Consider the following 20,840-nt stretch of genomic DNA (forward strand, 5'->3'; position numbering starts at 1 on the left):
GAGCGGGATTTATCTGCGCCTGAGACGGAAATTGTCAAACTTGCCGGTCAGACGAAGAAACAGCGGCATGAGCAGGACCGAAACGATGATTTGGGGCACCACGAGCCCGAGGACATGTCCCGGCGCGGCGTGGGGGTGAGTGATCAGCGCGGCGATTGACTGAATGACCGCGACGAGCAAGGCGCCGATCGCCCAGTCGTGCAGAAAGCCGCGCCAATAGATGCGCTGCGAGATATAGGCGATCACGATGCTCGCGATCGTCCACAGCCCGATCGCGGTGCCGATCGGCGCGCCGCTGAACAGATCGTCCCACAGACCGAGCGGCAGGCCGATCCACACCGGCCACATCTCGGTGCGCAGCAGCTGCCAGCTCAAAAAGAACAGCAGTCCGAGCGGCGGCAGCACCGGCGAACTGGCGACGAGCGGCAGCATCAGCGGCAGCGCCGAGGCGAACAGCACGGTCGCGATCGGCACGATCCGCATCCGCCACAGCGACGCCGGCTCGCCGAGGCGCGGTCCGCGCGGGTTCATGGCGCTTTCGCGGACGGAGGAGCGGGGGCGGGCGCGGGGACCGCCAGCGCCTCGATATTGTCGGGGGTATAGGCGCGCAGCACCGACACGGCATCGACCTTCGCGGGGTCGGCGAGCGGGCGGGCGAGCGCGCCGTCATCCTGGCGGCGCGCGACGATCGCGACCGGGATGTTCGGCGGATAAAGGCCGCCGGTTCCCGAGGTGACCAGAATGTCGCCGGGCTTGAACGGATTGTTCGCGATGTTGAGCGTACGGATGTCGAGATCGCCGTTGCCGCGGCCATAGGCGAGCGCGGGCAGTCCGTCGCGCGCGCGGCGGACGGGAACGATATTGTCGACGTCGGTAAGCAGCAGCACCTGCGATACCGAGGGGCCCGAACTCAGCACGCGTCCGATGAGCCCGTCGGCGCCGCGCACCGGCTGCCCTGCCGCGATGCCGACGTTGCGGCCGATGCTGAGCAGCGCGATGCGCTTGCTGCTCGTCGAGGTCGAGGTGAGGAGATAGCCGTTGGCGATCGCCGCCTTGTCGGTCTGCTGCAATTCGAGCAGCGCCTTCAATTGGCGATTTTCCTCCTGGAGCGAACTGGTCGCGACAAGCTGGCGGCGCGTCGCGGCCAGCTCCTTGCGCAGCCGCCGGTTCTGCGACCCCGCCTGAACATAGGCCGACACGGCGTCGTCGATCCCCGAGATCGAGCCGATCGCCGCACGGCTGGCGCGCGCGATCGGCGCGGTCACTTCCTGGCTCGCGATGCGAAGCTGGGCAAAGCCCACGGGATCGACAACCGACAGCACAGCCAGCAGCAAACCCGCCACCGCCCCCGTCACCGCAATGACATAGGCAGCGAACAGGCTGTACTGGGCCTTTCGGGATTGCCCCGGACGCCGATGTGCCGGGCGGACCATGATGCGAGCCTAGACGATCAGGCTTGCTGCAGCACGCCGCGGAAGGCCGGATCCTCCATCGCGCGGCCGGTGCCGATCGCGACGCAGGTCAGCGGATCCTCGGCCACCGTGACCGGCAGGCCGGTCGCGTCGCGCAGCAGTTCGTCAAGCTCGGCGATCAGCGCGCCGCCGCCGGTCAGGACGATACCCTGGTCGACGATGTCGGCGGCGAGTTCGGGCGCCGTGTTTTCGAGCGCGATGCGCACGCCCTCGACGATCGTACCGATCGGTTCGGACAACGCCTCTGCGATCTGCGCCTGGTTGATCGAGATTTCCTTGGGCACCCCGTTGACGAGGTCGCGGCCCTTGATGTGGATGGTAAGGCCGACGCCGTCAGCGGGGATGCGCGCGATGCCGAAATCCTTCTTGATCCGCTCGGCGGTCGCTTCGCCGATCAACAGATTATGGTGTCGGCGGACATAGGAGACGATCGCTTCGTCCATCTTGTCGCCGCCCGCGCGGACCGAGGTGGTGTAGGCGAGGCCGCGGAGCGACAGCACCGCGACTTCGGTCGTGCCGCCGCCGATGTCGACGACCATCGATCCGATCGGTTCGGTCACCGGCATGTCGGCGCCGATCGCAGCCGCCATCGGTTCCTCGATCAGCCACACTTCGCTCGCGCCCGCGTTCGAGGCGGCGTCGCGGATCGCGCGGCGCTCGACGCTGGTCGAGCCCGAGGGCACGCAGATCACGATTTCGGGGCTGCGGAACGCGTTGGGCTTGCCGCCATGGACCTTGGTGATGAAATGCTTGATCATCTGTTCGGCGACGTCGATGTCGGCGATGACGCCGTCGCGCAGCGGGCGGATCGCCTCGATGCTGTCGGGGGTCTTGCCCATCATCAGCTTGGCGTCGTCGCCGACCGCCTTCACGCGTTTGATGCCGTTCAGCGTCTCGACCGCGACCACCGAAGGCTCGTTGAGGACGATCCCCTTGCCGCGCACATAGACCACCGTGTTCGCGGTGCCGAGGTCGATTGCCATGTCTTGGGAGTTGAATTTAAGCCAGCGAGAAAAGAAGGACATCGATACTGCTTCCTGTCATCGAAGCCGCGTCCCTGACGGACACGCCCCTGTCGTGATTTCACCCGCGCGCCCCGGGGCCGGCGACAGCTACAATCAGGGGGAGATTCCGGCTCGTCCTTTTGGGGTGGCTGGACAAAATGATCAGGGCTGTGCGGGTGGGTCGCGATTTGCGTCCGACTGCGCTACGAGAGGCCCCATGTCAATACGTCGCCTGCCGGAAACGCTCGTAAATCGGATCGCAGCCGGTGAAGTGGTCGAAAGACCCGCCGCAGCGCTGAAAGAACTGGTTGAAAACGCCATCGACGCGCGCGCGACTCGCATTTCGGTGCGAATCGTCGAGGGCGGGATTTCGCGGCTGGAGGTCGAAGATGACGGCTGCGGTATGACCGCCGCCGAGATGGCGCTCGCGCTCGAACGCCATGCGACCTCGAAACTCCCCGACGACGCGATCGAGGATGTGACGACGCTGGGATTCCGCGGTGAGGCGCTGCCTTCGATTGCCAGCGTCGCGCGGCTGACCCTCGAAAGCCGGGTCTCGGGCGGCGACGGCTGGAAGCGCGTCGTCGACAATGGCGCGCTTGCGGCGGAGGGGCCGGCGGCACTGGCGAAGGGCACCCGCGTCCTCGTCGAGGATCTGTTCGCGCGCGTCCCCGCGCGGCGCAAGTTCCTACGCAGCGGCCGCAGCGAATATGCCGCCTGCCTCGACGTCGTGAAGCGGCTCGCGATGGCGCGCCCCGACATTGCGTTCGTCGTCGAGCATGACGGCCGCCGTGTCCTCGACGTCCAGGGCGGGCAGGACCGGCTCGCGCGCGTCGCGGCGCTGACCCAGCGCGAGCTGGCCGCGAACAGCATCGGCGTCGATCTCGACCGCGGCGAGGTGCATCTCGGCGGCGTAATCAGCTTGCCGACCTACAATCGCGGCATCGCCGATCATCAATATCTGTTCGTCAACGGCCGCCCGGTGAAGGACCGGCTGCTCGTCGGGGCCTTGCGCGGGGCTTATGCCGACCTGCTCGCGCGCGACCGCCATCCGGTCGTAGCGTTGTTCCTCGACGTGCCGACGAGCGAGGTCGACGTCAACGTCCACCCGGCGAAGACCGAGGTGCGCTTCCGCGACCCGCAGCTCATTCGCGGGATGATCGTCGGGGGCTTGCGCCGCGCGCTCGACGAGCATGGCTTCCGCAGCGTCCAGCGCCCGGCCGAAGCGGCGCTGGCGGCGTGGCAACAGGAACCGGTGCCGCCGCCCGAGCCCGCAACCGGCTTTCTCTTCGGCCGCCGCACCGAGCCCGCGGTGCATCTTTTCGGCACCGACACGCCGCCCGCGAACGAGGCGGTCGCGCGCGTCTACGATCGGCTCGTTCCCTTCGCGAGCGCATCTGCGCCGCTCGCGGGCCGCGCCGAGGTCGCCGAAATGGCGCCGCCCGAGGCCGACGAGCACCCGCTCGGCATCGCGCGTGGCCAGATCGCGAAAACCTATATCGTCGCCGAGGCCGGGGACGGTCTTGTCATCGTCGACCAGCACGCCGCGCACGAACGGCTCGTGCTCGAACAATTGCGGCGCGGGATGAGCGGGCAGGCGGTGCCGTCGCAGGGCCTGCTGCTGCCCGAGGTCGTCGAGCTCGACGAGCCCGCGTGCGACCGGCTCGAGGCCGCGGCGCCGCAGCTTGCCGCGCTCGGCGTCGAACTCGAACGCTTCGGTCCCGCCGCGGTGATGGTGCGCGCGACCCCGGCGATGCTGGGGGCGATCGACTGCCACAAGCTCGTCACCGACATCGCCGACGATCTCGCGGGCTACGACGCCGCGCTCGGCCTGTCGGAAAGGCTCGAACTGGTCGCGGCGACGATGGCGTGCCACGGCTCGGTGCGCGCGGGGCGGACGCTGAATGTCGCCGAGATGAACGCGTTGCTCCGGCAGATGGAGATCACGCCGCACTCGGGCCAGTGCAACCATGGTCGTCCGACGTGGGTAAAATTACAAATGGCTGATGTTGAGCGGTTGTTCGGGCGAAAATGAATAGGTTAAGGCATTGATATTATAATTTATTTTTGTCGATAGCTCGGACGGCCATGGTTGATGGCTGCTAACGACCGGGAGCCGACCTGTCTTCTCCCCTCCCTGCAAGGGAGGGGGCGGGGGTGGGTGGCCGCCGAAGGCGGCGCTCTTCTTCCGGCTCGCTACGCTCGCTACCCACCCCTAATCCCTCCCTTGCAGGGAGGGGAATATCCGCTCACCACCCCCAAAGCTGTCGTTCTCACTTCAGTTTGGCGGAAAAGCTGGCCCCTCTTAAGGGGTTGACCTTGGTCAAGCTCGCGATGGACGATGTCGAGCGGCTGTTTGGAAGAAAATAGGTCACCTAGACGGTGATGTGCAGGAAGGCGATCCTGCCATCCTCGATCGCGAAGATATGGCGCAGATCGACTTCACCACCGGGAAAATTGCCCACGAGATGGCATGTAACCACGATCTTGCCATTCTCCTCGGTCACCGCGACGGGTGTGCCGGTATAGCTGTATTTGCTTGAGGTTTCGGCCTTCCACGCGATGATTTCGCTCTTGCCGCGATGTGTTTTCCCTTCGTCTTTGACGACGGCTTCGCCGGTGAAGCATGCGGCGACCGCGGCCGCGTCGGCGCGGTCGGCGGCGAAATAGGCGGCGATGGGGCGGGGCAGATCGATGGACATGGGGGCTCCTTGGATTGCTTCGCCGCCAAGATGTTTCTAAACTGCGAAAATCGCAAGAACGCACAAAAAAGTAAGGTACTTACCTATGAGTAAGATAGGGCATACGGCGATGACAGCCGCCGATGGTGTCGAACAGGCGTTCCGGATGCTGGAGGGGCGCTGGAAGCTGGTAATCCTGTTCCATCTGTTCGGTGGTCCTTTGAGGCGCTTTTCGGACCTCGAACGGGCAATTCCCGGCATATCGCAAAAGATGCTGATCCAGCAGTTGCGCCAGATGGAAAGCGACGGCATCGTGCGCCGGATCGTGCACCATCAGGTGCCGCCCAAGGTCGAATATGGCGTGACCGAATGGGGGCAGGCATTATGTCCCGCGCTCGACGCCATGCTAAGCTGGGCCGAGGCGCGGTCGGGCCACGCGGAGGAGTGATGGAATGAAACTCGGAATATTCCTTGCCGCCGGTCTTTTTGCCCTTGAGGCGAATGCGGGCGCTGCCGCCGAACCGGCCAAACCGGTACAGGCCTGTCCCGCAAACCCCGTGCTCCCGCCCGAGCTTTCCGACTGGTCGCGCGCGGCGGCGAGCAAGACCATCTATGCCTATGGCGAACCGCGCGAGGCGAGTTGGCCGTCGCTCGGCGCGGCGCGGACGACGCTGGGGTTGCATCGTTTCGAAAGCCTGCGCTTCGAGATCGCGCCCGAACGCAAGCCCGACCCCTTCAAATATGGCGGCATGGTGCCGATCGAGGTCAAGACGCCCGGCCGGCTGGTCGTCGCGCTCGGCGCGGGGGCGTGGATCGACCTCGTTCGCGACGGCAAGTTCCTGAAATCGGCCGCGCACGGCCACGGCCCGGACTGCTCGGGCATCCGCAAGATGGTCGAATATGACGTCGAACCGGGCCGCTACCTGCTCCAGATATCGAGCGCCCCTACCGCGTCGATCGACGCGATGGCGATCCTGCGCGATTGAACGATCCTCTTCGTCACCCCAGACTTGATCCGGGGTGACGGGTGAGGGGCGTCGTAATCAATCGGTGCCACCCACGTCCCGCACCCGGATCAAACCCGCCGAGCGCATCGTCATCACCGGCTCGTCATGCTGGTTGAACACGGTCATCCGCGACTGGATGATCCCCATTTCGGGGCGGCTCCCCGACCGCCGCTTTTCGAGTATTTCGCTCTCGCAGCGCAGCGTGTCGCCCGGATAGACGGGCTTCAGCCAGCGCAGATCCTCGATCCCCGGCGAACCGAGCCCGGCCTGCTCGTGCTGCTTCATGTCGTCGACCATCATCCGCATCATCATCGCGCCGGTATGCCAGCCGCTCGCCGACAGCCGCCCGAAATAGGTCTGCGCCGCCGCTTCGTCGTCGAGATGAAAGGGCTGCGGGTCATATTTGGACGCGAAGTCGATCACTTCCTCACGCACCACCTGTTTGCTGCCGAAACGCCGGACGACGCCGACCTCGATATCTTCGTAGTAAAGCAAGATAATTCCCCGATCAGGCCGACATCTTGATCCCGGCGACGCCATTTTCGACGATCCCCGTCGCGCGCTTCGACAGCGTGTTCACCGGCGTCGTCACCTTGTCGACGGTCATGAAGTGCGTCTGCCACGCCTCGCGCCCGACCTCGCAGACCATATAGCCGCGCAGATCGTTGGCGAATTTGAGTTCGGGGTTGAGCTTCAGGAAGACGTCGGTGCCCTTGCGCAGGTCGCTGCCGTCGCCGCCGCTGGTGATCGAGGTGCCGACGAACTCCGCGCCGACGACCTTGTCCTTGAGGATCAGGTCGCCGCAGAAGTTCTGATGCTCGTCGCCGGTGATGACGACGGCATTCTTGAGACCCGCGAGGCGCGAGAGCATCCGCTCGCGCGGCGCTTCATAGCCCGCCCAGCTATCAAGGTTCAGAATCTTCTTCGGCTCGCTTTCGTCGCGGCGGCGATCGAGCGACATCATCGTCACCTGCTGCGCGATGCCGTTCCAGGTCGCGCCGCCCTTTGCCAGATTCTTCGCGAGCCAATCGTCCTGCGCCTTGCCCAATACGTCGGCATTCTTGGCGAAGACGTCGGGGCAGGCGGGCTTGAAGCCGTCGCCGCACGGCTGGTTGTCGCGATATTGGCGCGTGTCGAGGATCTGCATCGACAGGAGGTCGCCATAGCGCAGCTCGCGGTTCGCGGCGATGAAGCCGCCCTTGGGGAGCAGCGCCTTGCGCACCGGCATATGCTCGTACCACGCCTGAAACGCCGCCTGCCGGCGCAGCATGAAAACCTCGGGCGGTGGCGCGTCGGGGTTGTTTTCGTCGAGCCCCATCTTCCAGTCGTCATAGACCGATACCCAGTCGTTGCGGATCTCGTGATCGTCGAAGGAGGAGATGAAGGCGTGGACCGATCGCGCCGCCTGCATGTCGATGTCGAGCAGGGTCTGGGTGTAGGAGGTGCGGAAATCGCTCAGATCCTGCAATCCGCGTAGCGCATATTTGCGCACCGGCCGCACCGGAAGCCCGTCGGGGAAGAGATAGTCCTGCTGATATTCATAGATGAAGTCGCCGTAGTGATAGACAAAGGCGAGATCCTCGCGCGCGAGGTGGCGATAGGCGCCGTAAAAGCCCGATTCATAATGCTGGCAGCCGCAGACCCCGAATTTCAGCGCGTCGGTGCGGGCGCCGACCATGGGAAGCGTGCGCGCGCGACCGCGCAGGCTGCGCTCGCCGCCTGCGGTGAAGCGGTAATAATAGGGGCGGTCGGGCTTCAGCCCCGCGACCTCGACATGGACGCTGTGGCCGAGTTCGGGGCGCGCGAGTTCGGTGCCCTTCGCCGCGATGGTGCGAAAACCGCCGTCCTCGGCGACCTCCCATTCGACCGGCACATTGACCAGCGGCATCCCGCCGTGCGGCTCCATCGGGTCGGGCGCGAGCCGCGTCCAGATAACGAAGCCGTCGCTCGCCGGATCGCCCGCCGCGACGCCCAGGCTGAACGGAAAGTCGCGAAAAAAGCCTGCTTCCGCGCGCAGGATCGCGGGGGCGGACAGGCCCGCGAGCGTCGCGGTGGCGAGGAAATGGCGGCGGTTCAGCATGGGCACTCCACGGGCAAGGACGACTCAATGCCAGCGGCATAGCCCAGCTATCCGATCAGAACCACATGCGCGCCATCCATAGCGCCATCGCGATCATCATGACATTTTCGGTCAGCGAGACGAAGCCGAGCGGCACCTTGCTGCTGCCGCCGACGCAGGCGCATTTGATGTCGCGCTTGTCGATATAAACCGCCTTGAACACCGACACCGCGCCGATGCCGCCGATAAAAAGCGCGACCGGGATCGACAGCCAGGGCAGGGCGTGCGCGGTCATCAGCACCCCCGCCAGCCCCTCGGCGAAAGGGTAGATGCTCGCATAGGGCACCCAGCGCCGCGCGAGCAGATCGTAATTCAGGAACATCGTCGCGAACTTGTCGACGTCCTGCAATTTGAGCAGCGCGAGCACGATCATGCTGAACGAGATGAACCATTCGGCCGCGCGCAGCGTGAAAGGCGTGCCGTCGACGGCAAAGCCCGCCGCGAGCGCCATCAGCGCGGTCATCGCGAACAGCGCGATCACGGGCGTGTAGCTGGTCGCGTCGGGGTCGGCGACCTTCAGCCCGAAATGGCGGCGCAGATCGTCGTAACCACCGATGCGCACCCCGTCGATGAAAGTCTGCGGCGTCGTCTTGACGCCATGCTCGGCCTTGAACGCGTCGGTCTCCTCGCGCGTCGTCAGCCAGCGGTCGTCGACCGCGAAGCCGCGGCTTTTCAGAAGATGTTTTGCCTTGAGGCCATAGGGGCAGATATGCCCCGGCATGACCATGCGATGGAGGATTGCCTGTTTCGTCATGCGCCCCATATAGGATCCGTACCATGGTACGGAGTCAAGTGATGCAACTCACGATCGGAAAATTGGCCGCCGCGGGCGGGGTCGGGGTCGAGACGGTGCGCTATTACCAGCGCCGCGGCTTGATAGGCACGCCGGTGCGCAGCGGCGGCGACGGCTGGGGCGGCGGCGTCCGCCGCTATGGCAAGGACGATGTGCGGCGGCTGAAATTCATCCGCGCGGCACAGGCATCAGGGTTTACGCTCGAGGAGATTTCGGAACTGCTCGCGCTGGAGGAAAGCGACGACCGCATCCGCGTGCGGGCGCTGGCGCGCCAGCGGATCGACGCGCTCGACGAAAAGATCGCGCAAATGACCGAAACGCGCGGGGCGCTCGCCAGGCTCGCCGACCAATGCGCGGCAAGCGATGTGGGGCCATGCCCGATACTAACGGCGTTCGAGCCGTAAGGCTTGGAGGCTGAAACGGATTCGCCACTAACGACCGGTTGCGGACCTATCCTCTCCCCTCCCTGCAAGGGAGGGGACGGGGGTGGGTGGCCGCCGAAGGCGGCGCTCTTCCTTCCGGCTCGCTACGCTCGCTACCCACCCCTAACCCCTCCCTTTCAAGGAGGGGGATATCCGCTCACCACCCCAAAGCCGACATCACCCGCCCACTCACTGCACCCGCACCACCTTATACCCCTCGGCCGCCAGCATGGCCGGCACGCCGTCATCGCCCACCAGATGCCCCGCGCCGACCGCCATCAGCACCGTGCCCGGCCGGTTCAGGCGCTGCTCGACCCACGCGCTCCAGCGCCGGTTGCGGTCGGTGAGGAGCGCCTTGCGCGCGGCGGGAACGCGGTCGACGTCCTCGTTGACGATCTTCGCCAGCGCATCGACGTCGCCGCGTGACCAGGCAGCCGCCATCGCGATCACGTCCCGTTCGGCGCGATCGGCGTTCGCGGCCGCACGGACAAGCAGCGCGCGCTGGGTGGCGGAGTCGAGCGTCTCGAACAGCATCAGTTGCGCTTTCGCGCTTTCGAGCCCGCGAACCGGCTTGCCCGCGTGCCGAAAGGCAGTAGTCAGCCCTGCCTCTACGCCATCGGCGGGCGACAGCTCGGCGCGCGCCGCGACGCGCTGCCCCATCAGCACCAGCACCGCCCAATCGTCGAGGCCGTCGCCGCCGAGCGGTTCGTCTCCCTCGATCGCGCGATAGCCCGCGAACGCCTTTGCGGGCAAGCGCGCGCGCATCGCCAGCGGTGCGACGCGCGGTGCAAGCTCCTGAAATACCGCGCCGGCGTCCGCGAGTTGCTCCGGCGACAGCTCGAGCATCAACTCGTCGGCTTTGCCGATCGCTCCGGCGACCTTGCCCTCGTCCCAATCGGTCCCGGCGGGCAGCGCGTGCATCGTGCCGAGCATATAGATGCGCGTGTCGTCATCGGCGACCAGCCACATCGCCGGCCGCGCCTTGACCGCCGGCTCCGCCTGGCACGCGATCAGAAGTAGCGGCAAAAGGGCCGCCGCAAGGCGGCGACCCCTTCTTATCGGGATATCGGTCCCGATCCGCGTCACTGAACGCGCGTCGCTTTCAGTCCGCGTTCTTTCAGATAGTCCTGAACGCTCTTCTGTCCCGCGAGGTGGCCCGCGCCGACCGCGACGAAGACCGTGCCGGGCTTGTCCATCCGCGCCTTGATCTGGTCGGCCCAGCGGGCATTGCGGTCCCACAGCAGGATCTTGGTCAACTCGGGCGTCGCGGCCATGCTTTCGTTCATCGTCGCGGCCAGCTTGTCGGTGTCGCCCTTGCTCCACTGTCCGACCATCGTGTCGAGGGTGGGGGCGAGCTTGTCGATATCCTTCACCGTCGCGTTGAGGAAAGCGATCTGCCCGTCCTCGGGGATCGAATCGAAGAAACCGAGCTGTTCCTCGAGCGTTTCGAAGCCGGAAATCGGCTTGGTCGCCGTCTTGGCGGCTGCGGTGAGCTGCATTTCGGCACCCTGCGTCGGATCATAGCCGAGCTTGGTCAGCGGCAGAACCGACAACGTAACGGCTGCGAACCACGGCTTGAACGCGTCGAAGGCGGCGACCGGCACGCCGAGGCCTGTCAGCGCGGCCTGATAGGCCTTCAGCGCGTCGGGGTCGAGCTTGGCCGACAGGGTCGTGCCGCTCTGGTCCATCGCCAGCGGCATGGTGACTTTCGCCGCCTCGGCCTGATCCTCGGGCAGTACCATTTCGAGGACGAGTTCGTCCGATTTGTCGAACGCCTGCTTCACGGCGCCGTCGAACCAGCCGAGGCCGGGCTTCAGCACATGGACGGTGCCGAACAGATAGATGGTCGTGTCGGCGTCCTTGACCGCCCACAGGCCCGGCTTGGCGGCGACCGTCGCGGTTGCCGGGGCCGTGGCGACGGCGGCTTCTTGGGCAAAGGCGACGTTGCCGGGAGTCAGCGCGCAGGCGGCAAAGGGAACCACCGCGCAGCTTGCAACGAGCGTCTTGAACCAGCTTTTCATCAAAAACACCTTTCAGTCATGGCCTTGTGGCCGGATGGAAATAGGGGAGGGGAAAGCGAAAGTCAGCGGAATTTGAGCCAGAGATAGACGATGGCGTTCGCGACCATCGACAGCAGGAACAACAGCATCGCATCGGCTGGCGGAGCAAGGCCGGCGCGGTGGAGCACCCACCAGACGGGGGCTGGAAAGATGAAGGCATACCAGCCCGCAAGCCCGGCCCACAGCCAGGCACGCTCCTCATGATCGTCGATCGAGCGGTGATAGATGACCATCGACACGAGCAGCCCGATCACCCACAGGATCGACGCGCCGATCGCGAACTTCGCGCTGAGCGCCCCGGTGAACGCCATCTCGATCGCGCCGCGATTGGCCGGCTGATCGAACGAGGCCCAGACGCCGACGATTCCGCCGATCACCGCGGCAAGGCCCAGCGCCGTCCAATAGCGGCGGCGGCGACGCGACAAGGCGCGGAACCAGTCCGCGTGACGGCGGAAATAGAAGAAGAGGCCCGCTATGCCGAGCGTGGCGGCGATCAGCGGTCCGGCCCAGGGGGCGAGCGTCGCCTTGCCCGCTTCCGCGGCGGCCTTGCTATAGCCGGCGAAGATGCCGGCGAGGAAGATCGCGCCAAAGCAGATCAGCGTCGGCCAGATGAATCCCGGCGCGCGCGGTTCCTGAGGCTCCGTGACCATCATCCTATCCTTCATGGCCGTCATCGAAAATCTCCTCGATCGGCATGGCGAACAGTCGGGCCAGCTTGAAGGCGAGCGGCAGCGACGGGTCGTATTTGCCCGTTTCGATCGCGTTCACCGCTTGCCGCGACACGTCGAGCCGGTCGGCAAGTTCCGCCTGGCTCCAGTTGCGCATCGCGCGCAGCACCTTCAGCTTGTTGTTCACACGCCGTATCCGTCATGCGTCCCTGACCGAATGTCAGGTATTGTTGACTAAATGACATGATTCGCTGACCATGTCAACAAGACCTGACATCGGCGGTCGGGAACCAGCGCTCCGCGGCACTTTCGCCAACTTCCACCGCCCTCCCTTGACCCTGCGCCGCCGCTGCGCCAAGGGCGGCGGGGATTGTTGCACCTGCGAAAGGCGGAAAATCGGGTGGCCGACGCGGCGGAAAAGAAAGTCCTCAGCTTTCAGGACATGATCCTGACGCTCCATGCCTATTGGGCGGCGCGCGGCTGCGCGATTCTCCAGCCCTACGACATGCGCGTCGGGGCGGGGACCTTTCACCCCGCGACGACGCTGCGCAGCCTTGGCCCCGAGCCGTGGAACGTCGCCTATGTCCAGCCGAGCCGTCGCCCGACCGACGGCCGCTATGGCGAGAATCCGAACCGCCTCCAGCATTATTACCAGTATCAGGTGATCCTGAAGCCGTCGCCCGCCGACCTGCAGGAACAATATCTGGGCTCGCTCGCCGCGATCGGCATCGACCCGCTGCTCCACGACATCCGCTTCGTCGAGGATGATTGGGAATCGCCGACGCTCGGCGCCTGGGGGCTGGGCTGGGAGGTCTGGTGCGACGGGATGGAGGTGACCCAGTTCACTTACTTCCAGCAGATGGGCGGCTATGACTGCAAGCCCGTCGCGGGCGAACTCACCTACGGGCTCGAACGTCTCGCCATGTATATCCAGAATGTCGACAATGTGTACGACCTGCGTTTCTCCGACGCCGTCGGCGACGTCGCGGCGGTCAGCTATGGCGATGTGTTTCTGGAAAATGAGCGGCAATTCTCGAAATGGAATTTCGAGGTCGCCGACACCGACACGCTCTTCGCGGGCTTCAAGGCCGCCGAGGCCGAATGCCAGCGCGCGATCGCCGCGAACGTCCCGCTCGCCGCCTATGATCAGGCGATCGAGGCAAGCCACCTCTTCAACCTCTTGCAGGCACGCGGTGTGATCAGCGTGCAGGAACGCGCCAATTACATGGCGCGCGTCCGCGACCTTGCGAAGGGAAGCTGCAAGGCGTGGATCGACAGCCAGTCCGAACGCTGGACCGCACAATATCCGGGGTGGACGCTATGATGGTCGTCCAAAATCCTCCCCGAAACGGGGAGGGGGACCACGCGAAGCGTGGTGGAGGGGGCTCGCGGAGCCTGCAACGCCCGCAGGTCTATGCCGCCCGCAAACTCCGCCGCGAAATGACCTTGCCCGAGGTTCTCCTGTGGGAGCAACTGCGCGGCCAGAAACTGGGCGCGAAATTCCGTCGTCAACACCCGGTCGGTCCCTATGTTGCGGATTTCTGCTGCATGGCTGCAAGACTGATCGTCGAAATCGACGGCGAGGCGCATGATCGCGGGATGGCGCCGGCTCGTGACGCCGCGCGTGACGCACGCCTGACAGCGCAAGGATTTGAGGTCGTTCGCGTGACGGCAAAGGATGTGCTGGAAAATATGGACGGCGTCGTCGCGCTGCTTCGGCTCAAGGCCGATAGCCCCCTCCACCATGCCTCCGGCATGGTCCCCCTCCCCGCGAGCGGGGAGGATTTTGCATGACCGATTTCCTTCTCGAACTGCGTAGCGAGGAAATTCCGGCGCGGATGCAGGCCGGCGCGCGCGCCGAGCTCGAAAAGCTGTTCCGCGCCCAACTCGCCGTCGCGGGCCTCGAAGCGGGCGACATCATCGTCTGGTCGACCCCGCGCCGCCTCGCGCTGATCGCGAAAGGCCTCCCCGACGCGACCGCCGCGGTCAGCGAGGAACTCAAGGGTCCGCGCACCAGCGCGCCGCCGCAGGCGCTCGAAGGTTTTCTCCGCAAGACCGGCCTGACGCAGGACCAGCTCGAAGACCGCGACGGCGTCTGGTTCGCGGTGATCGACAAGCCCGGTCGCGCGACCGCCGATGTCCTCGCCGAGGCGATCCCCGCGATCGTCCGCGGCTTCGCCTGGCCCAAGTCGATGCGCTGGGGCAAGGAAAGCGCGAGCAGCGAGAGCCTACGCTGGGTGCGCCCTCTGTCGGGCATTGTCGCGATCTTCGGCGAAGCGTTGATTGCGTGTGAAGTTGGCGGGATTTCCGCCGGTTTCGCGACGCGCGGCCATCGCTTCCATTGCCCCGGCGAGATCACCATCGGTTCGGCGACCGACTATGCCGACAAGCTGCGCGCCTGCCACGTCATCGTCGCCCATGAAGAGCGGCAGGCGATCATCCGCGACGGCGCCGCCAAGGCCGCCGCCGACGCCGGCCTGACGCTCGTCGAAGACGAGGGACTGGTGATCGAGAATGCGGGGCTCACCGAATGGCCGGTGCCTTTGCTCGGCCGCTTCGACGAGGCGTTTCTGGAGGTGCCGCCCGAGGTCATCCAGCTCACCGCGCGCGTGAACCAGAAATATTTCGTCGTGAACGGTGCCGACGGCAAGCTCGCCAACGGCTTCGTCTGCACCGCGAACATCGACGCGGTCGACGGCGGTGCGGAGATCGTCGCGGGCAACCGCAAGGTCCTCGCCGCGCGCCTCTCCGACGCGCGCTTCTTCTGGGAACAGGACCAGAAGAAGACGCTCGAGCAGCACGCCGAAAAGCTCGCGAACATCACCTTCCACGAAAAGCTCGGCACCGTCGCCGACAAGGTCGAGCGCGTCGCCAAGCTCGCCGAATGGCTGGCGAGCGAAGGCATCGTCCCGAACTGCGACCCCGCACTCGCGCGACAGGCGGCCGAACTGGCAAAGGCTGATCTCGTCACCGAGATGGTCGGTGAGTTTCCCGAACTGCAGGGCCTGATGGGCGGCTATTACGCCCGCGCCGAGGGCCTGCCCGACGCCGTCGCCGACGCGATCCGCGACCATTACAAGCCGGTCGGGCAGGGCGATGTCGTCCCGACGGCGCCGGTAACCGTGGCTGTGGCGTTGGCGGATAAGCTGGACACGTTGACGGCCTTTTTCGCGATTGATGAACGGCCTACTGGCTCGAAGGATCCGTTTGCCCTTCGACGTGCGGCGATTGCAATTATTAGGCTCATTGTTGATAGTAATTTGCGGTTCGGAATGAACCGGGCGCTGCTGATAAGCAGTGCTACACCAGTTGCTAAGATTCGCTTTTTTGACCAGTTGGGCGACTTTTCTGCAGCGCTGGACAAGCTGCTAGAGATGGAATCAAAGGGTCAGCATGTCGAAGGTGTTTCCGGCCCTATGGGTGAGTTCTTGGAGTCCAAGGAGGCAGGAATAAAGGAATCTGCCGTTGACTTGGCGCTCTCGACAATATCCAGCGCTCTCGACTTCATCATCGACCGCCTAAAGGTCCAGCAGCGCGAAGCTGGCGTCCGCCACGACCTGATCGACGCGGTGTTCGCGCTCGGGGGTGAGGATGATCTCGTTCGCCTGCTCGCGCGCGTGAAAGCGCTGCAGGCCTTCATGGCGACCGAGGACGGCACCAACCTGCTCGCGGGCTACAAGCGCGCGGCGAATATTCTGAAGCAGGCGGGCAAAGATAGCGTCATCCCAGCGGAAGCTGGGATCGCTGGCGATGGTGGTACGACGATGGCGGCCCCAGCTTTCGCTGGGGCGACGGAGATGGACAAGGCCCTGCTCGCCGCGCTCGACGCCGCCGAACCCGCTGCCTCCGCTGCCGTCGCTGACGAACGCTTTACCGACGCCATGGCCGCGCTCGCGAGCCTGCGCGCACCGATCGACGCCTTTTTCGAGGGCGTGATGGTCAACGATCCCGACGAGGCGGTTCGCGCCTGGCGCCTCGGCCTGCTCGCGCGATTTACCGGCGCGGTGCATGGCGTCGCAGATTTCTCAAAGATCGAAGGCTGACGCTACGGCTATGCGCCGCAGCTTATAACGAACGAAGTAAAACTGAATCGACCAACCCGGATTGCATACCTATCCAGCCGCAACCTCCTCCCCGGGGCAGCAGGAGCATATGATGACGAAGATGGTGCATTTGTTCGGCGGCGCGGCCACCACGGCCGAGCGCTCGAAGGAATTGCTGGGCGGCAAGGGGTCGAACCTTGCCGAAATGGCCTCGATCGGCCTGCCGGTCCCGCCGGGCTTTACGATCACCACCGACGTCTGCACCGCTTATTATGCCAATGGTGAGCAATTCCCCGCCGGATTGGTCGAGGATGTCGCCGCGGGGATCGCGCATATCGAAGGCATCACCGGCAAGACATTCGGCGACGCGGCCGATCCGCTGCTCGTCTCGGTCCGCTCGGGCGCGCGCGTGTCGATGCCGGGGATGATGGACACCGTCCTTAACCTTGGGCTCAACGACAGCACCGTCGCCGGCCTGTCGCAGGCGTCGGGCGACCCGCGCTTCGCGTGGGACAGCTATCGCCGCTTCATCCAGATGTACGCCGACGTCGTCATGGGCCTCGACCATGCGGCGTTCGAAGAGGCGTTGGAAATCGCGAAGGAAGACAAGGGCTTCTATCTCGACACCGAAATGTCCGCCGAGGACTGGCAGGCGCTGGTCAAGGAATATCAGGCAATCGTCGCGCGCGAGACCGGCGCGCCTTTCCCGCAGGAGCCGAAGGACCAGCTCTGGGGTGCGATCGGCGCCGTCTTCGCGAGCTGGGAAAGCGACCGCGCGAAAGTCTATCGCCGCCTGAATTCGATCCCCGGCGAATGGGGCACCGCGGTCAATGTGCAGGCGATGGTGTTCGGCAATATGGGCGACACCTCGGCGACCGGCGTCGCCTTCACCCGCGACCCCGCGACCGGCGAGCGCGCCTGGTACGGCGAATGGTTGATCAACGCGCAGGGCGAGGACGTCGTCGCCGGCATCCGCACGCCGCAGTATCTGACCAAGATCGCGCGCGAAAAGGCGGGCGCCAAGCCGCTGTCGATGGAAGAGGCGATGCCCGAAACCTTCGGCGAGCTCGGCCGTGTCTTCGACACGCTCGAAAATCATTACCGCGACATGCAGGACATCGAGTTCACCGTCGAACGCGGGACGCTCTGGATGCTGCAAACCCGCTCGGGCAAGCGCACCGCCAAGGCGGCGCTGCGCATCGCGGTCGAAATGGCGGCCGAAGGGCTGATCAGCGAAGAGGAAGCCGTCGGCCGCGTCGACCCCGGCGCGCTCGACCAGCTTCTCCACCCGACGCTCGATCCCAAGGCGCCGCGCGATGTGCTCACCAAGGGGCTCCCGGCGAGCCCCGGCGCCGCGTCGGGCAAGATCATGTTCGACGCCGACAGCGCCGAAAAGGCCGCAGGCATGGGCGAGGCGGTGATCCTCGTCCGCGTCGAGACGTCGCCCGAGGACATCCACGGTATGCACGCGGCAAAGGGCATCCTGACCGCGCGCGGCGGGATGACCAGCCACGCGGCGGTCGTCGCGCGCGGCATGGGGCGTCCCTGCGTCTCGGGCGCGGGCGGGCTCGCCATCGACGGCCATGCGCGCGTGCTGCGCGTCGCGGGCCGCGAACTGCGCGAAGGCGATATCCTGACCCTCGACGGCTCGACCGGCGAAGTGATGGCGGGCGAGGTTCCGACGCTGCTCCCCGAGCTGGTCGGCGATTTCGGCACGCTGATGGGCTGGGCCGACAAGGTCCGCCGCATGAAGGTGCGCACCAACGCCGAAACCCCCGCCGACGCGCAGGTCGCGCGCGATTTCGGGGCTGAGGGCATCGGCCTCTGCCGCACCGAGCATATGTTTTTCGACGCCGCGCGCATCACCGCGGTGCGCGAGATGATCCTGGCCGACAGCGAGGACGGCCGCCGCGCCGCGCTCGCCAAGCTGCTGCCCGAACAGCGCGGCGATTTTGCCGCGATCTTCGGCGTGATGGCGGGGCTGCCCGTGACGATCCGCCTGCTCGATCCGCCGCTGCACGAATTCCTGCCGACGCGCGAGGAGGATTTCGCCGAGGTCGCAGCAGCAGCGGGGGTGGGCATCGAGGCGCTCAAGGCGCGCGCCAACGAGCTCCATGAATTTAACCCGATGCTCGGCCACCGCGGCTGCCGCCTCGGCGTGACCTATCCCGAAATCTACGAGATGCAGGCGCGCGCGATCTTCGAGGCAGCGTGCGACGTCGCCGCCGAAACCGGCGCGGCGCCGATTCCTGAGGTAATGATCCCGCTGGTGGCCACGCGCCGCGAATTCGACCTGATGAAGGCGGTCGTCGATACGGCGGCGAAGGCGGTGTTCGCCGAAAAGGGACGCGAGATCGCCTATCTTGTCGGCACGATGATCGAACTGCCGCGCGCCGCGCTGATGGCAGGCGAGATCGCGCAGTCGGCCGAATTCTTCAGCTTCGGCACCAACGACCTCACCCAGACAACGATCGGCATCAGCCGCGACGACGCGGGCCGCTTCCTGACCCAATATGTCGACAAGGGCATCTTCGTCACCGACCCGTTCGTCAGCCTTGATGTCGAGGGCGTCGGCCAGCTCATCGAGCTTGCCGCCGAACGCGGCCGGGGCGCTCGCGCGGGGATCAAGCTCGGCATCTGCGGCGAGCATGGCGGCGACGCGCCGAGCATCCATTTCTGCGAAAAGACCGGCCTCGATTACGTCAGCGCCTCGCCCTATCGCGTGCCGATCGCGCGGCTTGCAGCGGCGCAGGCGGCCTTGCAAAAATAATCGCTGAAAGGGGGTTGCGCGACTCCGCGCTGCCCCCTAAAGGCACCGCTCCACGCACCCGTAGCTCAGCTGGATAGAGCACCAGACTACGAATCTGGGGGTCGGACGTTCGAATCGTTCCGGGTGCGCCATTTCAGAACAGAACTGCGAACGCCTAGCACCGCCGCCTCTACGCCAGAGGCGGCGGCTAGGGTCCGCAGCAGCTCCGAGCGGGTGCCGTGGATAGCCGCTTCCGTCTTGCTGGACACGACGACCTTTTGCGCGACGGCGCGCAGGTAGGCCCGCGCGAAACTGCCATCGTCATTCCGCAGCTTGCGGCGGGCCTCATTGGCGAACGCGCGCAGGCTATCCGGTGTGATGGCGGGACCGACACGCTCGATGTGCGCAAGTGCGCGGTCGGCATCGCCCCGCGCCTGATCCCGAACGGCCTTTAGCTCGGCGATTCGTTCTTTGAGGGACGGATCGCTCATATCGACCACGCCATTCTCGATCGCGTCATAGAGCCGCTTCAACTTTGCTTCGGCCTCGGTCGCCCGCCGCTCCATTTCGGCGACGTGCTGCCGGCGTTGTCCGGCCCATTCGTCCCGCCGTTCAAGGAGCTGGTCCATGAGGTCTTCCAACCTGGCAGGATCGAGCAGCCGGGTTTCGAGATGATCCACCACCGCCCGGTCGAGCCGGTCCATCGGCACGGTGATGCCAGGGCAGCCTTTCTCGCCCTGCCGCGCCTTGGTGGAGCAGGTGTAATAGCGATATTCGACGCCCATGCTGCCCTTGCCGGTGCGCAGCGTCATCGCGCCGCCGCAGCAGGCGCAGAAGCAGATGCCAGTCAGCAGGATCGGCCCGCTTACGGCACGCGAGGGCATGACGCGGGGGTGGCGCGACTTGAGCGCGCGCTGGACGGCCTCGAACTCCGCCACCGAAATGATCGGCGGCACTTCCATGACCGCGTGCTCGGCCTCGGGCTTGGCCGTGCGCGTCTTGTGATCGCGCGTGTTGAACCGATGCTGGCCGATATAGGTGGTGCGGGTAAGCACCTGATGGATCGACGCCAGACCCCACCGCCCGCCGTCGCGCGTGCGGATATTGTTGTCGTTGAGCCAAGTGGCGATCCGCTTGAGGCCCATCGGCCCCCGATCATCGACGCCGTTCAGCGCCATCCGATAGATTCGCCGCACCGTCTCGGCTTGGATGGGGTCGATCTCCAGCTTCTTCTTGATCTTGGAACCGCGCTGTTCGGCCGCAACGATGCGATAGCCGATCGGAGGACGCGCGCCGTTCCAGAAGCCTTGCCGGGCGTTTTCGTTCATGGCGCGCAGCGTGTGCTTGGCATTTTCCTTCGACTGATATTCGTCGAACAGCGTCATGATCTGGCGCATCATCACGCTCATCGGATCGTCACCCAGGTCTTGCGTGATGGAGACAAGCTTCACGCCGTTCTTCGCCAGCTTGCGGACGTAGAACTCGAACTGGAATTGGTCGCGGAAGAAGCGCGAGAAGCTATGGACGACGATAACGTTAAATGCTGGCGGCTTCTCCATCGCCGCGTCGATCATCGCCTGGAATGAAGGCCGGCGATCATCGGTCGCGGTGTTGCCCGGCTCGACGAACTCGGCCGCGACTTCCCAGCCTTTGCTCAGGCAATGGCCTTCCATCTGCCGACGCTGATCGGGGATCGACAGATCATGCTCGGCCTGGCGGCTGGTCGAGACGCGCATGTAGAGAGCGGCGCGGGCCGTCACCACGACCGGCGCCTCATCCTCATATCGTTGCACGGCGGCGCTGGTCATGACGCTTCACTCCT

The 20,840-nt window shown here is 65.5% G+C and carries 20 protein-coding genes, 1 tRNA gene and 1 pseudogene; 10 read left to right on the forward strand and 12 right to left on the reverse strand.

Annotated elements, in window-relative coordinates; genetic code table 11:
• Positions 1-9: 9 nt before the first annotated feature.
• From ACVENA_RS06975 to ACVENA_RS06985, 3 genes are read right to left on the reverse strand one after another with little or no spacing between them, the layout of a single operon-like run.
• Positions 10-531 (reverse strand): rod shape-determining protein MreD, encoded by a 522-nt coding sequence (locus tag ACVENA_RS06975; protein ID WP_257549513.1) that lies wholly within the window; start codon positions 529-531, stop codon positions 10-12.
• Positions 528-1,433 (reverse strand): rod shape-determining protein MreC, encoded by a 906-nt coding sequence (mreC, locus tag ACVENA_RS06980; RefSeq protein WP_449328179.1) that lies wholly within the window; start codon positions 1,431-1,433, stop codon positions 528-530. The genes ACVENA_RS06975 and mreC overlap by 4 nt, the downstream gene beginning before the upstream one ends.
• A gap of 17 nt (positions 1,434-1,450) precedes the next feature.
• Entirely contained in the window at positions 1,451-2,497 is a 1,047-nt protein-coding gene (locus tag ACVENA_RS06985) for a rod shape-determining protein (RefSeq protein WP_093508848.1), read from the reverse strand.
• A 196-nt stretch (positions 2,498-2,693) separates the two neighbouring features.
• On the opposite strand from ACVENA_RS06985, the gene mutL reads away from it, so the two are divergent.
• A complete protein-coding gene (gene mutL, locus ACVENA_RS06990) occupies positions 2,694-4,511 on the forward strand; it encodes a DNA mismatch repair endonuclease MutL (protein WP_449328180.1) in 1,818 nt (605 codons plus the stop codon).
• A gap of 340 nt (positions 4,512-4,851) precedes the next feature.
• Here the strand turns inward: mutL and ACVENA_RS06995 are convergent, their stop codons facing one another.
• Entirely contained in the window at positions 4,852-5,178 is a 327-nt protein-coding gene (locus ACVENA_RS06995; protein WP_449328181.1) for a nuclear transport factor 2 family protein, read from the reverse strand.
• Between the two features lie 109 nt (positions 5,179-5,287).
• Here ACVENA_RS06995 and ACVENA_RS07000 point away from each other — a divergent pair, with 109 nt between their 5' ends.
• Positions 5,288-5,605 (forward strand): winged helix-turn-helix transcriptional regulator, encoded by a 318-nt coding sequence (locus ACVENA_RS07000; protein WP_449328182.1) that lies wholly within the window; start codon positions 5,288-5,290, stop codon positions 5,603-5,605.
• A 4-nt stretch (positions 5,606-5,609) separates the two neighbouring features.
• Positions 5,610-6,143: a hypothetical protein gene (locus ACVENA_RS07005; protein ID WP_449328183.1), complete on the forward strand. Its 534-nt coding sequence runs from the start codon at positions 5,610-5,612 to the stop codon at positions 6,141-6,143.
• Between the two features lie 57 nt (positions 6,144-6,200).
• Here ACVENA_RS07005 and ACVENA_RS07010 read toward each other — a convergent pair whose 3' ends face one another.
• The 3 genes from ACVENA_RS07010 to ACVENA_RS07020 are packed head-to-tail and all read right to left on the reverse strand — an operon-like array spanning position 6,201 to position 9,037.
• A complete protein-coding gene (locus ACVENA_RS07010; protein WP_449328184.1) occupies positions 6,201-6,659 on the reverse strand; it encodes a MaoC family dehydratase in 459 nt (152 codons plus the stop codon).
• A 13-nt stretch (positions 6,660-6,672) separates the two neighbouring features.
• Entirely contained in the window at positions 6,673-8,244 is a 1,572-nt protein-coding gene (locus tag ACVENA_RS07015) for an alkaline phosphatase D family protein (RefSeq protein WP_449328185.1), read from the reverse strand.
• Positions 8,245-8,299: 55 nt separating this feature from the next.
• On the reverse strand, positions 8,300-9,037 hold the full coding sequence (locus ACVENA_RS07020; RefSeq protein ID WP_449328186.1) for a MauE/DoxX family redox-associated membrane protein: 738 nt from the start codon (positions 9,035-9,037) through the stop codon (positions 8,300-8,302).
• Positions 9,038-9,078: 41 nt separating this feature from the next.
• Here ACVENA_RS07020 and ACVENA_RS07025 point away from each other — a divergent pair, with 41 nt between their 5' ends.
• Complete coding sequence (locus ACVENA_RS07025) at positions 9,079-9,480, forward strand: MerR family transcriptional regulator (protein WP_449328187.1); 402 nt, start codon at positions 9,079-9,081, stop codon at positions 9,478-9,480.
• Between the two features lie 207 nt (positions 9,481-9,687).
• On the opposite strand, the gene ACVENA_RS07030 is transcribed toward ACVENA_RS07025, so the two are convergent.
• The 4 genes from ACVENA_RS07030 to ACVENA_RS07045 all read right to left on the reverse strand — a co-directional run bounded on the left by ACVENA_RS07030 (position 9,688) and on the right by ACVENA_RS07045 (position 12,413).
• Positions 9,688-10,524 (reverse strand): TraB/GumN family protein, encoded by an 837-nt coding sequence (locus ACVENA_RS07030; protein ID WP_449328188.1) that lies wholly within the window; start codon positions 10,522-10,524, stop codon positions 9,688-9,690.
• Between the two features lie 56 nt (positions 10,525-10,580).
• A complete protein-coding gene (locus ACVENA_RS07035; protein ID WP_449328189.1) occupies positions 10,581-11,519 on the reverse strand; it encodes a TraB/GumN family protein in 939 nt (312 codons plus the stop codon).
• Between the two features lie 62 nt (positions 11,520-11,581).
• Positions 11,582-12,232 carry a hypothetical protein gene (locus tag ACVENA_RS07040; protein ID WP_449328190.1) on the reverse strand — a complete coding sequence of 217 codons (651 nt, stop codon included), beginning with the start codon at positions 12,230-12,232 and terminating at the stop codon, positions 11,582-11,584.
• Entirely contained in the window at positions 12,213-12,413 is a 201-nt protein-coding gene (locus tag ACVENA_RS07045) for a helix-turn-helix transcriptional regulator (protein WP_257549590.1), read from the reverse strand. The genes ACVENA_RS07040 and ACVENA_RS07045 overlap by 20 nt, the downstream gene beginning before the upstream one ends.
• A 255-nt stretch (positions 12,414-12,668) precedes the next feature.
• Here ACVENA_RS07045 and ACVENA_RS07050 point away from each other — a divergent pair, with 255 nt between their 5' ends.
• The 6 genes from ACVENA_RS07050 (at position 12,669) to ACVENA_RS07075 (ending at position 19,473) form a co-directional block, all read left to right on the forward strand.
• The gene (locus ACVENA_RS07050; RefSeq protein ID WP_449328905.1) at positions 12,669-13,550 is read left to right on the forward strand and encodes a glycine--tRNA ligase subunit alpha; all 882 of its coding nucleotides are present in this window, start codon (positions 12,669-12,671) and stop codon (positions 13,548-13,550) included.
• A gap of 116 nt (positions 13,551-13,666) precedes the next feature.
• Positions 13,667-14,020, forward strand: a complete 354-nt coding sequence (locus tag ACVENA_RS07055; protein ID WP_449328191.1) for an endonuclease domain-containing protein — start codon at positions 13,667-13,669, stop codon at positions 14,018-14,020.
• Positions 14,017-16,269, forward strand: a complete 2,253-nt coding sequence (gene glyS, locus ACVENA_RS07060) for a glycine--tRNA ligase subunit beta (protein ID WP_449328192.1) — start codon at positions 14,017-14,019, stop codon at positions 16,267-16,269. The genes ACVENA_RS07055 and glyS overlap by 4 nt, the downstream gene beginning before the upstream one ends.
• Positions 16,270-16,381: 112 nt before the next feature.
• Positions 16,382-19,039 (forward strand): pyruvate, phosphate dikinase, encoded by a 2,658-nt coding sequence (ppdK, locus tag ACVENA_RS07065; RefSeq protein ID WP_449328906.1) that lies wholly within the window; start codon positions 16,382-16,384, stop codon positions 19,037-19,039.
• A 54-nt stretch (positions 19,040-19,093) separates the two neighbouring features.
• Positions 19,094-19,170: transfer RNA gene (locus tag ACVENA_RS07070), tRNA-Arg, on the forward strand.
• A gap of 87 nt (positions 19,171-19,257) precedes the next feature.
• Positions 19,258-19,473 carry a hypothetical protein gene (locus tag ACVENA_RS07075; RefSeq protein ID WP_449328193.1) on the forward strand — a complete coding sequence of 72 codons (216 nt, stop codon included), beginning with the start codon at positions 19,258-19,260 and terminating at the stop codon, positions 19,471-19,473.
• Positions 19,474-19,746: 273 nt separating this feature from the next.
• On the opposite strand, the pseudogene ACVENA_RS07080 reads toward ACVENA_RS07075, so the two are convergent.
• Positions 19,747-20,826: pseudogene (locus ACVENA_RS07080) on the reverse strand (recombinase family protein); the annotation flags it as partial.
• Positions 20,827-20,840 lie beyond the last annotated feature (14 nt).

This window comes from Sphingopyxis sp. 550A, assembly GCF_053569535.1.